We start from the raw sequence: 13,253 nt of genomic DNA on the forward strand, positions 1-13,253 counted from the left end.
CGCGTGGCGCCGGGCGCCTGGCCGGGCGTGCGCTGCCCTGGCTGACGGCCGCCGTCTGCGCGGGCGTCGCCTTCGCGGCGGGTGGGCGCATCGTCGACTGGCTCGCGGATCTCGACCGCTACGTCCCACTGATCGGCGGTCTGGTGCTCGTCACCGTGCTGTCCCGGTCGGGCGGCGGCATGGCGCCGGAGAACGCCCGCACCGCCCGGCGCGTGCTCGAGCGCCGTTTCCCGGCCGCCCTCGAGCGGCGCGCGGCCGCGGACGCCGCCCGGGTCACCCGGCTGCTCGGCGCGGTACCGGCGATCGGCGCCGTTGCCGCTGTTCCGGCTGTTCCGGCTGTCCGCGCCGCTCCGGTTTCTCCCGCCCAGCCCGCTGCTCCGGCCCAGCCCGCTGCTCCCGCGGGGCCGGTGGCCACCGGGCTGGAGACCGGGCCGATGCGCCAGGTGGGATCGGTCGGCTATCCGGCCCGACCGGCGACGCTCTCCGCGTGGGGGCTCTCGGTGCGCTTCGGCGCGGTGGAAGTGATCCGTGGCGTCGATCTGCGGGTGGAGCCAGGCCAGATCGTCGGCGTCATCGGCCCGAACGGCGCCGGAAAGACCACAGTGATTGACGCGATCACCGGCTACACGGGGTCGGTCTCGCAGTCGCTGATGCTCGGTGAGGCCCGCCTCGACCGCCTGCCGGCCCATCTGCGCGCCCGCGCGGGTATCAGCAGGTCGTTCCAGAACCTGGAGCTTTTCGAGGACCTCACCGTCATGGAGAACATCCAGGCCGCCTGCGACCCACGGGACGCCCGCGCCTACCTGGGGGACCTCGTGCTGCCCCGGGCCCGTCCGCTGCCGGCCGCCGCGGCGGCCGCGGTCGAGGCGTTCGGGCTCCGCGTCGACCTGCTCCGCCCGGTGTCGGAGCTGCCCTACGGCCGCCGCCGCCTGCTGGCGATCGCCCGCGCCGTCGCGACCTGCCCGTCCGTCCTGCTTCTCGACGAGCCGTGCGCCGGGCTGGACGAGAACGAGAGCGCGGGTGTCGCGACGCTGCTGCGCCGGCTCGCGGACCACTGGGGCCTGGGCATCCTGCTCAACGAGCACGACATGGAGGTGGTGATGCGGATCTGTGACCAGGTCGTGGTCCTCGACGGTGGCGAGGTGATCGCGCGCGGCACGCCCGGCCAGATCCGCGTCAACGAACGGGTGCGCGACGCGTACCTGGGACCGGCCGATCCGGCCGTCGCGAGCAGTCCGACCGGCCCGACCGGCCCGGCCGCCGGAACCAGGCGTTGACCCCCGGCAGGGGGCCGCTCGCGGTCGCCGACGCGGGGCCCAGGAGCGGCACACCCGTCCTGAGCGCGCGCGGGCTGTCGGCCGGCTACGGGGACGCCGGGCCCGTGGTGCGTGACCTCGACCTGGAGCTGTGGCCGGGTGAGGTCGTCACGCTGCTCGGGCCGAACGGTGCCGGCAAGACGACGACGTTGCTGGCCCTGAGCGGTGCGCTGCAGCCGCGCGCCGGCGTCGTCCGCTGGGGCGGCCAGATCACGACCGCGCCGCTGCACCAGCGCGCGCGGGCCGGACTCGCCCTCGTCCCCGAGGACAAGTCGGTGATCATGAATCTCACGGTTCGGGAGAACCTGCGGATCGGCCGCGCGGACGTCGGCCTTGCCCTGCAGACGTTCCCCGAGCTCGAAAGCCACCTCGACCGACGGGCCGGGCTGCTCTCCGGCGGACAGCAGCAGATGGTGGCACTGGCCCGGGCCCTCGCCCGCCGCCCCGCCGCGCTGCTGGCCGACGAACTGTCCCTCGGCCTGGCCCCGCGCCTGGCCGAACGGCTGTTGGGCGTGGTCCGGGCCGCGGCCGACGGGGGACTGGCCGTGCTGCTCGTCGAGCAGCACGTGCGCAGCGCCCTCGCCGTCGCGGATCGGGTAGTCGTCCTGCGGCACGGGCAGATCTCCTGGTCAGGCCCGTCGCGGCAGGCGCGGGAGAACCCCGACCTCCTGCTCGGCGCCTACCTGCCGCTCGCCTGACACCGGGCGATCAACCGGAAGTCCGCGGTGTCGGGCCAACGGGTGGCTTCGACATCGACTGCTTCTGAGCAAGATCTGAGGATCCTGGTCGTCGGAACGACGAAAATCCTCAGATCTTCGAGCCGCGGCTACGGGGGGCACCGCGCTCGGCGGCGTCGATCAGGAGGCGCCCTGCTTCAGCAGGGTCATCGCGTCGTAGGTCTCCGGCCCGAGCGACACGAACCCGCCGGTGGCGCTGTCCCACCGGGCACCGCGCATCGTCGTGTTGAAGACCCGCTCGACGCCGGGAACGGGGTTCGGGGTGGTGAAGTCCAGCGGCGGAACCAGGCCGAGGTCGAGCCCCTTGGTCTTCCCCAGCTGGTCGAGCAGGGCCTGCGAGGTCAGCTCGCCCGGGACGGCGTTGCCGACCTTCTCCGCCACCTGCACGGAAAGCCAGGCGGCGGTGGACCCGGTCGCCGAGCGCAGGTCGGCGGCGGCGTCAGCGTCGCCGGCCTTCTCCTCGGCGTCGAGCTCGGAGATCATCCGGGCCAGCTCGGGGAACTCGCCCTGCTGGCTGAGCTCGGGGAACGGACTGGCGACAACGAGGTTGTCGGCGGCCGCGCCGAGGCTGGCCAGGTACTTCTCCGAGAGCGTGCCGGCCGCGTGGCAGGTCCGCAGGCCGGTGCCCGCGCCCTTGATCACGGCGTAGGCGGCCTGGTCGAACACCACGAGCACCGCCCCGTTCGCCTTGGCCCTGGTGAGCTGGGTGACGGTCGGGGTGAAGTCGCTGGTGGAGATCGGGATGCGCAGCTCGGGGGCGAGCGGTGTGCCGACCGCCCGTGCGCCCGCCTGGGCCATCGTGATCAGCCGGTCGCTGTAGGACAGGTCATACCCCACCAGGCCGATGCTCGACGCGCCGGCCTTGCGCAGCAGCGACGGGCAGACGGCCGGGTAGAAGGTGAGCGGGCTGAGCATGAAGCTCACCTTCGAGCTGAGCTCGGAGCCATCCGCCGCGATGCCGGCCGAACCGATGGCGGGGATGCCCGCCTGCTCCAGGATCGGCATGATCCCACCGGATCCGGATACCGCCGACACGACGGCCAGGACCTTCTCGTCCACGGCCTGCTGGGCGCATTCCTTCGCGGCCGCGGCGTCGTTCTTCTCGTTGCAGTGCACGATCTCCACGGGATGGCCCTTGATCCCGCCGCGGACGTTGACCGCGCGGGCGGCCGCCCTGGCCGCTGCCACCAGCTCGGGATAGTTGCTGCCGGTGGTCCCGACCGGTGCGATGACCATGAGCTTGACCGGGGTGCCCGATCCGGCGGCCGTGCCATCGGAGGCCGCCCCGCCGCTGTCGTCGCTCCCACCGCAGGCGGCGAGAGCCATCGCGGCTCCGATACAGGCTGCGCCGAGCCGCAGGCCCAGACCTCGTCTCACCGGTTGTCCTTCCTGATGCTCCTGGCGGGCTGGCGGGGCGGCGTGTCGGGCGCAGGCACCCGCGCAACCCCTGAAAGCCCCGCCACGGTAGCCCTGTCCGGATGTGATCCCTACGGCAGGTGAGTCGAGAATCCGCTGGTGTGGCGTTTACCTAACGCTACGCACAGTTTTCGCGGATCTGCGGCCACGCCGGGGCGAGGCCGCACACACCCGTCCCGAGCAGCCGCGGATGCGCGACCAGGCGGCGCAAGGAGGCGTCCAGAGCCTGCAACAGGCCGCTGCGCTCGCTCAGGGCGCGCTCAGCTGGCCAGGTGGCTCAGATGACCTGCGACCAGGCGTAGGTGAAGCCCATGACCTGGTCCGTGAGTGTTTCCAGATGGCTCGCGGCCCGCCGGTCGAGCACCTCGCCGCCCGCCCCGAAGGGTGCCGTGGAGGTGTCGATCGAGACGCCGAGCGGAGTCGGCCAGCCGCGCAGCGCGTGGACCGAGGAACGCAGCGCCGCGAGAGTGGTGCCCGCCGTCTGGGGGCCGTCCGCGCAGACGATCAGCCCGACGGCACGGCCGTCGAGGTAGGGGCGCGGTGCGTCCCGGAGATCCTCCAGGTAGTCCAGCGCGTTCTTGACCAGCCCCGACACACCGCCGTGGTAACCGGGAGTGGCGATCACCACCGCGTCGGCCCGGGCGATCTCGGCGACCAGCCGGCGAGCCGCGGGAGTGCGCTCGACCTGGTCCGGAACGTACATCGGCAGGTCGATGTCGACCGAGCCGAGCAGCACGGTCTCCGCGCCCGCCGCGGCCATGGACCGCAGCACCGTCTCCAGCGCGCGCAACGACGCCGACTCCGGCCGGGTCGTCCCGCCTAAGCCCACGATGGTCGGGCGCCGCCGACGATCCGGGCGGGCTGCCTGGCCGCTGCGCACGGCCAGCGCGGCGAGGTCGCCGAGCACATCCCCACCCGCCCGGTCGACGGGGCGTGAGCGCCTGCTCGTGTCCCGGCGGGCGAGCGGCTCGCCCTCACCCGTGTGCACACCTTCACCGTTCGACGTGAACGCGCTGTGCGCGTCGACCATCGACTCCTCCTCGTCGCAAAGCCGCTGCCGATCTCGCCCGCGGGACCTCGTGGGACGAAATCTGCCTACCGCAAGGCGTGGCGCGGAAGCGACGGAAAGCGTACTGGCAGGGTTCAGTACCGATCGGCGCGGCGTCGCAATGCGGGCGGCAGTGCCACCGCTCCGGGGCCGAAGACGGCGACGTGGTCGTCGGGGTTCGACATGTGGCAGCGCCGCAGCGACAGGCAGCCGCAGCCGATGCAGGTGTCGAGGCCGTCACGCAGCCGTTCCAGTGCCTCGATCTGCTCGTTGAGCCGGCTGCGCCAGGCCCGCGAGATCGCGGTCCAGTCGGCCTTGGTGGGAGTACGTTCGGCCGGCAGGCGCTGCAGCGACTCGCGGATCTCGTCCAGGCTGAGCCCCACGTTGCGGGCCGCGCGGATGAAGGCCAGCCGACGCAGGGCGTGGCGCGGGTACCGGCGCTGGCCGCCGCTGGTCCGCGTTGTGCTCAGCAGCCCTTCCCGCTCGTAGAAACGCAGCGCCGAGGCACTGAAGCCACTGCGGCGCACGACTTCACCGAGCGTCATGGCGTCCGAGGCGTCCATTTCCCGACCGTACAGCGATCAACATGAAGTGAGCTTTAGGTTTCCGGGCCGGCGGCCTGACTCTGGGCTCGCTACGATTTGACCGTGCTTGCCGCGGTTCCCCGATCAGATGACGGTCCCGTGTCAGACGACCGTCCGGGCCCGAGCGGTACGGGCCCGAGCGGTACGGGCCCGAGCGGTACGGGCCCGAGCGGTACAGGCCTGAGCGGTACGGGCCCGAGCGGTACGGGCGCGCAGCCCGGTGTGCTGGCCCTGCCGGCAGCGGTCGGCGGGCCGGAGGAGGCCGGCGATGGCGCGCATCGGCGCTTCGACCCTCTTACCGGGCGCTGGATTCTCGTGTCGGCGGGCCGGGTCGCGCGCCCGTGGCGCGGCGGCGAGGAGAAGGTCGCCACCGACCTCCCCGCCTACGATCCCGAATGTCATCTCTGCCCCGGAAACGCGCGGGCCTCCGGCATCGGGAATCCGGACTACGACGGCGTCTACGTGTTCGAGAACGACTTTCCGGCGCTGCGGCCCGGATCTTCCGACGCGCCGGGCGGCTGGCTGGGCGAGGCCGCGCCGAGCGCGGTGAACGGTGCGCTGCCGAACGCGGTGAACGGTGCGCTGCCGCACATGGCGGACGGTGCGGCGCCGATGTCCGATGCCCGGGCGTCCGCGCTGCTGCGGGCGGCTCCGGGTGCGGGAACCTGCCGTGTCGTCTGTTTCGACCCACGCCACGACCTCACCCTGGCAAGCCTGCCCCTCGAGCGGGTCCGCGCTGTCGTCGACACCTGGGCCGAGCAGGAGCGCGACCTGGCCCGTACCTGGACGTGGGTGCAGATCTTCGAGAACCGTGGGGCGGCGATGGGCGCGTCCAGCCCGCATCCGCACGGCCAGATCTGGGCGTCGTCGTTCCTGCCGGACCTGCCGGCCGCCGAGGACCGCTCCCAACGGGCCTACCTGCAGGCGCAGGGCACCTCCCTGCTCGTCGACTACGCGGCGCTGGAGTCCGACCTCGACGCGGCGGGCGCGGCGTCCGGGCCGAGCCGGGTGGTGGTGGCGGACGACCACTGGGTCGTCGTCGTGCCCTACTGGGCGCTGTGGCCCTTCGAGACGCTGCTGTTGCCCCGCCGTCCGGTGCGCCTGCTGCACGACCTGACCGGCCCGGAGCGTGACTCGCTGGCAGGCGTGCTGCGTTCGCTGCTGCGCACCTATGACGCCTTGTTCGACAGTCCCTTTCCGTACTCGATGGGTTGGCATGCCGCCCCCGGCCCGCACGACGGCTCTGCCGGGTCGCCAGCGGGGTCGTCAACGGAGCACTGGCAGCTCCACGCCCATTTTCACCCGCCGTTGCTGCGGTCGCCGACGGTGCGCAAGCACGTGGTGGGCTACGACCTGTTCGCCGGGATGCAGCGCGACATCACGCCCGAGGACGCCGCCGCCCGCCTGCGCGCCGCCCGCCGCCGCGTGACAGAGCCGCCCGCCGCTGTGTGAACTGCCGGGCGGGTCCTGTGCTTCGGCCTGCCGCTGCTGCCGAGCAAGACTTGACGATCGTGGTCGTGGGGACGACCGAAATCCTCAGATCTTGGAGCCGCTGCGGTGGGGGGTCGGGGGGCGGGCCGGGTTGGGTCGGGTCGGTGGCCGGTCAGGGCGTGCCGGGAAGAGCGTCGTCGGCGTCGCCGTCCACGGCTTGCTGGCTGGCCAGGCGTTGCTGGGAGGAGAACTCCCAGAGCTTCCCGGTGGCCCACCACGGCCAGTCGTGACCGCCGTCCCAGGGCACACCGACCACCACCGACGAACTGGTCACCCGCGAGGATTCGGTGCGTGAGTCGGGGAACGTGACCTTCACGTAGTCCGACCAGCCTCCGCGCCAGGGCACGGTCGTGTCCTGGGTGCCGTGGATGTGCATCATCCGAATGGGCGCCTGTTGACAGGGCACGAGAAGCGCGCCGGCGACGACTCCGGCGGCGGCGAAGACGTCGGGCGCCTCGCAGACGGACCGCGCCGCCATCATGCCGCCGTTCGAGTAGCCCCAGACGTAGACCCGGGTCGGGTCGACCGGGGTTCGTCGTTCCACGTCCGCCACGAGCTCTCGAAGGTAGGCGACGTCGTCGACACCGTTCACGCCCGCGCAGCAGGTGCCGGAGTTCCAGGCCCCGTCGATCGCATGCCCGTAGGCGAGGACGAATCCGTGCTCGTCGGAGTACGGGGTCGCGCCACTGAGGTCGCGCATCGCGGCCGCGTCGTGCAGGTACGCGTGAAGGAGGATCACCAGCGGTCTGCGCTGCCCCGCCTGGACGGTGGTGTGCAGGTCGTAGCTGCGCCCGGACGCCAGTGTGACGAGCTCGGTGTAGGTGGCGCCCGCCGCGGCGGTGGCGGTGGTGGAGGCCGGCGTCACGGTCGACGACGCCGCGCCGCTGGTGGGCGAGGCCGCAGTCCCAGCTGAGGCCGCAGTCTCAGCTGAGGCCGCTGTCCCAGCTGATGAGGAGGCCGAGGCTCCCGACTCGGCGGCGGCGGTGCCCTCGGGCGCCGCCGTGTGCCGCGCCGCACCGGTCGTGGTGCCCGTCGCGGGGGCGGTCGTGGTGCCCGGGGAGGCCTCGGCGACCACGTGCGCGGCGGAGGCGGCGCTCGTCGCGGACGGGAAGCCGGTCGCCTCCAGGGCGATCTGTGTCGCGAGGAGGGCTATGAGTGGCAGGCCGACGGCGACGAGGAGCGCGATGACTCGTCGGTGGCCGAACGCCACTGCACCCCCCACCCGGGCTCTCGATCAGGTAGATACAGGCAGATAGATGTATGTCGCTGACTTCGCCGCGGGGTCGCGGCCGACGTCATCGTAATAGCGCCTCGGATCGGTGCTGACGGCCCTACCAGCCGTGATGCGGGCCGCGGCGGCACCGCCACCCCGGGTGCCCCCCCGGTGGTCATCCGCGGGTTGCGGTCGGCGGGCGAGCCGCCCATCCAAACCCCACGGCCGCAGTTCGAAGATCTGCCGCTTTTGGTCGTTGGAACGGCCAAAAGCCGCAGATCTTGTCCGGTAGCAACGCCAGCCGACCGCGGCGGCCCGCAGTCGCGGGAGCCGGCGACCCGGTGTTGTCAGACCCGGTGTTGTCAGACCCGGTGCCGTCAGGGATGGCGAAGGCCGTCGATCGCCCGGTAGATGCGTTCCTCGGAGACCGGGTACGGCGTGCGCAGCGCCTGCGCGAACAGGCTCACCCGCAGTTCCTCGATCATCCAGCGGACCGCCGCGACGGGCTCCGTCGCGGCGGCGGCCGGGCCCAGCTCCTTGACCAGCTCGCGGTAGGCCGTCAGAACATGGCCCACCCGGGTGGTGAGCTGGCGATCCCGGGCGGCGTCGCCGGGCAGCCGGTCGACGCGCCGCGCGGCGGCGGTGAGATAGCGCTCCAGATCGGGCAGCCGCTCGAAGCCCGTCCGGGCCACGAAGCCGCGGTGGATCAGGTCGTCGAGCTGGCCACGCAGGTCAGCCGTGGTCGCCAGCAACGCCGGGCTGGTCAGCGTGCGCAGGCTCCGGTCGACCTGGTGCGCCAGCGCCAGCACCCGCTCGGTGGCCCGCACCACCGCCAACGAGCGCTCCGGCAGCTCGGCGCGCACGACCTCGAGCAGGGCCCCGAAGCCGGCCTCGTCCCGCGCGGGCCCGCCTGCCCGGCGCAGCAGCGTGTCGACGGCGCAGGCGACGCAGTCGTCCAGCAGGTCGCTGACGTCGCGGTGCGGATTGTTGCTCAGGGCCAGCTTCGCCGTGTTCGGCAGCCGACCGATGATGCCCCGGACGGGGGATGGCACTCCCAGCAGCAGCAGCCGCCGGGTGCCGGCCCACATCGCGGCGTCGGCCTCGTCCGGGTTGTCGAAGACACGGACGGACACCGAGGCGCCCTCGTCCACGAGCGCCGGATGGGCCCGCACGACATGCCCGCCGCGGGTGCGCTCGATCACCGTCGGCAGGGTGCCGATCTCCCAGGCCCGCAGGCCCGAGCGCTCCACCCCCGCGGCGGCGGCGGAGACCACCGCCCGGGTCTTCGGCCGCAGCCGGGCCCGCAGCTCCGCCAGGTCCTTGCCCTCGGCGAGCGTCGCCCCGCGGTCGTCGACCACCCGGAACGTCATCCGCAGATGGGGCGGCAGCATCTCCACCAGGCGGGGCGGCGCCCAGACCCCGGGTGGCAGCGCGGCTCCGCTCATCCGGTGCAGCTCCGCCGCGACCGCGTCGGCCAGCGGATGGTCGTCCGGGGTGATCCGGTCGAGCACGGCCCGCGCGTAGTTCGGCGCGGGCACGAAGCCGCGCCGGACGACCTTGGGCAGCCCGCGGATCATCGCGGTGATCAGCTCCTCGCGCAGCCCGGGCACCTGCCAGGTGAACGGCTCGGCCGGCAGTGTTCCCAGCACCGGCAGCGGCACCCGCACGGTCACGCCGTCGGCGGCCTCGCCGGGCGTGAACTGGTACGTGAGCGGCAGCTCCACTTCGCCAGCGACCCAGACGTCCGGGTAGTCCTGCGCGCGGATCGCGCCGGCGCGGTCGTTGACCAGCATCGCCGCGGAGAAGTCGAGCAGGTCGGGCTGCGTGCGCCGGGTCGCCTTCCACCAGGTGTCGAAATGGCCGCCCGAGACGACGTCCGCGGGGATCCGCTGGTCGTAGAAGTCGTACAGGGTCTGGTCGTCGACGAGGATGTCGCGGCGCCGGGCCCGGTGCTCCAGCTCCTCGACGTCCGCGAGCAGCTCCCGGTTCGCCTGGAAGAACGCGTGGCGGGTGTTCCAGTCGCCCTCCACCAGCGCGTGCCGGACGAACAGCTCCCGGCTCACCACCGGGTCGATCCGGCCGTACTGCACCAGCCGCGCGGTCACCAGCGGGACGCCGTAGAGCGTGACCTTCTCGTAGGCCAACGCCGCCGCCTGCCGGCGCGACCAGTGCGGCTCGCTGTAGGTGCGGCGCAGCAGGTGCTCCGCCAGCGGCTCGACCCAGTCGGGCTCGACGCGCGCCACCGTGCGGGCCCACAGCCGGGACGTCTCCACCAGCTCCGCGGCCATCACCCAGGTCGGGATCCCGGGCCCGCGCCGGTCGCCCTGGGCGTCCGAGCCCTCGCCGGCCCCGCCGCCCGTGCCGCCGGCGTCCGCGCCGGCCGCCTGCGGGCTCTCCGGCCGTGCCGGCCGCCGGCGTGCCAGCCCGGATCCCGGGAAGATCGCGAACCGGGCACCGCGTGCCCCGAGGTAGTCCTTCTTCTCGGGCTCGTAGCGGCCGATGTGGGACAGCAGCCCGGTCAGCAGCGCCTGGTGCAGCGATCGGACGTCCGCCGGGCTGTCGTTCGGCGTCAGCCCCAGGTTCCGCGCGATCGAGCGCAGCTGGCCGTGGACGTCCTGCCACTCCCGGATGCGCAGGTAGTTCAGGAACTCGGTGCGGCACAGGCGGCGGAACTGGTTGGACGACCGCTCCTCGCGCGCGGTGCGCAGATGCCGCCACAGGTTCAGGATCGACAGGAAGTCCGACGTCGGATCGGTGAACCGGGCGTGGGCCAGGTCGGCGGCGGCGCGCTGCTCCACCGGCCGTTCCCGCGGGTCCTGGATCGCCAGCGCCGAGGCGATGACGAGGACCTCCGACAGGCAGCCGAGCTCCCCGGCGGCGAGCACCATCCGGGCCAGCCGCGGATCGACCGGGAGCTGGGCCAGGCTGCGCCCGACCGGGGTGAGCCGCCGGCCGGGCTCGGCGTCCTCGATCAGCGCCCCCAGCTCTGTCAGCAGCCGCACACCATCGGTGATCTGACGTGTCTCGGGTGCGTCGAGGAACGGGAAATCGGCCATCTCGCCGAGGCCGAGGGCCTCCATCTGCAGGATCACCGACGCGAGGTTCGTCCGCAGGATCTCGGGATCGGTGAAGGCCGGCCGGGCGAGAAAATCGTCCTCGGCGTACAGCCGGATGCAGATGCCGTCGGACGTCCGTCCGCACCGGCCGGCGCGCTGGTTCGCCGATGCCTGGGAGACCGGCTCGATCGGCAGCCGCTGCACCTTCGTCCGATGGCTGTACCGAGAGACGCGGGCGAGCCCGGGGTCGATCACATACCGGATTCCCGGGACGGTCAGCGACGTCTCGGCGACGTTCGTGGCCAGCACGATCCGCCGACCGGTATGCGGGCTGAACACCCGGTGCTGCTCGGCCGAGGACAGCCTCGCGTACAACGGCAGCACCTCGGTGGCCGGGCGGTCCTGCCGGGCCAGGGCCTCGGCGGTGTCCCGGATCTCCCGCTCGCCGCTGAGGAACACCAGGATGTCGCCCGGTCCCTCAGCACACAGCTCGTCCACGGCGTCGCAGATCGCCGAGACCTGGTCCCGCTCGCTGTCCCGGTCGGACTCCCGGTCGCGATCCCGCTCGCGGCCTCGATCCCTGGCGCGGTCACGGTCGCGGTCGCGGCCGCGGTTCCGCTCGCGTTCGCGCTCGCGTGCGGAGCTTCGATCCGTGCCATCGTGGCGGTCACCGCGGTCACCGCGGTCATCGGCGTCGCCGCCGTCGGAACCGGTGAGAGGGCGATACCGCATCTCCACCGGATAGGTGCGGCCCGACACCTCGATCACCGGCGCTCCGTGGAAGTGACGGGCGAACCGGTGCGGATCGATCGTCGCCGAGGTGATGATCACCTTGAGGTCCGGGCGGCGGGGGAGAAGCCCGTGCAGGTAGCCGAGAATGAAATCGATGTTGAGGCTGCGCTCGTGCGCCTCGTCGATGATGAGCGTGTCGTACTGGCGCAGCATCCGGTCGGCGGCGAGCTCGTTGAGCAGGATGCCGTCCGTCATCAGCTTGATGAGGGTGGTGGGCCCGACCCGGTCGGTGAACCGCATCTGATAACCCACCAGCCCGTCAGTGGCCGCGCCACCCGGCTGGTCGGTCTGATCGGTTAGGTCGGTCAGGTCGTTTGGGTCGGGCTGATCGGCTAGGTCGGGTTGGCTGGGCTGGTCGGGTCCACCCTGCGCGGGTCCGCCCTGCGCGGGTCCACCCTGCGCGGGTCCGCCCTGCGCGGGGGCGGTGTTCCGCTGGTCGCGCCCCGCGATCGTGCTGCCCAGCTCCGCCGCGATCCGTTCGGCGACGGTGCGTGCCGCGATCCGCCGTGGCTGGGTGTGCCCGATCATGCCGAGCACCCCGCGGCCCAGCTCCAGGCACAGCTTGGGGATCTGCGTGGTCTTCCCCGAGCCGGTCTCACCGGCGATGACCACGACCTGGTGGTCACGGATGGCGGCCAGGAGCTCGTCCCGGCGCTGGCTGACGGGCAGCTCCTCCGGGTAGTGGATGAGCGGCACGCTCGCCTGCCGCGCCGAGACCCGAAGGCGTGCGGCTTCGACGTCGGCCGCGATGCGTGCGATGGAGGACTCGCGCGCGCCGGCGTCCCGCGTCTTCCGAGCCCGGTCGAGGCGGCGGCCGAGGCGATGCGCGTCGAGGGCCATCAGCCGGGGGAGGTGAGCGCGCAGCTCCGACAGCCGCGGCGGCGGCGATTCGGCTGGAGAGATCACTGGCAGCGTTTGTCCCGGGCGGTCGTCGGATCGGCGTTCCTGGCTGCCTCGGCGGGCGCAGGTGGCGACCGGCGAACTACCCGACCGGTCACACTGCGCCCGCGCCGAGGCGGGTGGGAGCCGCCGTGGCGTAGCGGGGCTCCCGGGGGAGCATTGTGCCCGGGACGCCGCGTGCGGGCACCTGCTTTTCCAGCGTTCGGGTGGCCGAACACATTCCCGCCGAGCACCGCGGTGGCGGGAACCGGTGGTGCTGCGCGGTGGCGCCGCGGTGGCCTGGCGCCGCGGTCTTACTGAGGGTGGTCCGAAGGTTCTCGGTGCGGCTCCCCGGCCGGTCTTCGCCATCGGACGCTTCTGCCGGCCATGCCGACAATTCATGAAAAGTTTGGATAAAACGGTCGCAGAGTCATCTGCTGATCCGCAAGAGTGAAGGATTGTGGTCGTCCCAGCGACCACAATCCTTCCTTCTTCGGACTCGCGCCACCGGGCCACCGCGTTCAGGGGCCCGGCCGCGTTCGTGTACCTGCGTCGAGTGGGGCGGCCAGGACTCCGTACCAGCCGGGGTGCTGTATCAGGCGGCCGTTGCCGCCACGGCGAGGAGCACCAGAGCGCTGACGGCGGCGGTCGTCCGGATCGAGTTGAAGAAGTCCCAACGGGCACGCTGGGCCTGCCAGTCGCTCGGCGGCGCCTCCGGCTT

General features: G+C 72.7%; 8 protein-coding genes. 3 read left to right on the forward strand and 5 right to left on the reverse strand.

Annotation, left to right across the window (positions count from 1 at the left end; translation table 11 throughout):
• Together FREUN1FDRAFT_RS34875 and FREUN1FDRAFT_RS34880 are read left to right on the forward strand one after the other, a co-directional pair.
• Positions 1-1,277: ABC transporter ATP-binding protein (locus FREUN1FDRAFT_RS34875; protein WP_006545090.1), on the forward strand; the 1,277-nt coding region annotated here is incomplete at its 5' end.
• Positions 1,274-2,014 (forward strand): ABC transporter ATP-binding protein, encoded by a 741-nt coding sequence (locus FREUN1FDRAFT_RS34880; RefSeq protein WP_006545091.1) that lies wholly within the window; start codon positions 1,274-1,276, stop codon positions 2,012-2,014. The genes FREUN1FDRAFT_RS34875 and FREUN1FDRAFT_RS34880, both read left to right, overlap by 4 nt.
• A gap of 159 nt (positions 2,015-2,173) precedes the next feature.
• On the opposite strand, the gene FREUN1FDRAFT_RS34885 is transcribed toward FREUN1FDRAFT_RS34880, so the two are convergent.
• The 3 genes from FREUN1FDRAFT_RS34885 to soxR all read right to left on the reverse strand — a co-directional run bounded on the left by FREUN1FDRAFT_RS34885 (position 2,174) and on the right by soxR (position 5,080).
• A complete protein-coding gene (locus tag FREUN1FDRAFT_RS34885; RefSeq protein WP_035956958.1) occupies positions 2,174-3,430 on the reverse strand; it encodes an ABC transporter substrate-binding protein in 1,257 nt (418 codons plus the stop codon).
• Positions 3,431-3,746: 316 nt separating this feature from the next.
• The gene (locus FREUN1FDRAFT_RS34890) at positions 3,747-4,499 is read right to left on the reverse strand and encodes an NADPH-dependent FMN reductase (protein WP_006545093.1); all 753 of its coding nucleotides are present in this window, start codon (positions 4,497-4,499) and stop codon (positions 3,747-3,749) included.
• Between the two features lie 113 nt (positions 4,500-4,612).
• Positions 4,613-5,080: a redox-sensitive transcriptional activator SoxR gene (soxR, locus tag FREUN1FDRAFT_RS34895; RefSeq protein ID WP_006545094.1), complete on the reverse strand. Its 468-nt coding sequence runs from the start codon at positions 5,078-5,080 to the stop codon at positions 4,613-4,615.
• A gap of 243 nt (positions 5,081-5,323) precedes the next feature.
• On the opposite strand from soxR, the gene FREUN1FDRAFT_RS34900 reads away from it, so the two are divergent.
• On the forward strand, positions 5,324-6,553 hold the full coding sequence (locus tag FREUN1FDRAFT_RS34900; protein WP_006545095.1) for a UDP-glucose--hexose-1-phosphate uridylyltransferase: 1,230 nt from the start codon (positions 5,324-5,326) through the stop codon (positions 6,551-6,553).
• Between the two features lie 151 nt (positions 6,554-6,704).
• Here the strand turns inward: FREUN1FDRAFT_RS34900 and FREUN1FDRAFT_RS34905 are convergent, their stop codons facing one another.
• Both FREUN1FDRAFT_RS34905 and hrpA read right to left on the reverse strand, forming a co-directional pair.
• Positions 6,705-7,814: a PHB depolymerase family esterase gene (locus FREUN1FDRAFT_RS34905; RefSeq protein WP_232295556.1), complete on the reverse strand. Its 1,110-nt coding sequence runs from the start codon at positions 7,812-7,814 to the stop codon at positions 6,705-6,707.
• Between the two features lie 368 nt (positions 7,815-8,182).
• Positions 8,183-12,493 (reverse strand): ATP-dependent RNA helicase HrpA, encoded by a 4,311-nt coding sequence (hrpA, locus tag FREUN1FDRAFT_RS34910; protein ID WP_006545097.1) that lies wholly within the window; start codon positions 12,491-12,493, stop codon positions 8,183-8,185.
• Between the last annotated feature and the right edge of the window lie 760 nt (positions 12,494-13,253).

The organism is Parafrankia sp. EUN1f (genome assembly GCF_000177675.1).
In the GTDB taxonomy this organism is placed as follows: Bacteria; Actinomycetota; Actinomycetes; order Frankiales; family Frankiaceae; genus Parafrankia.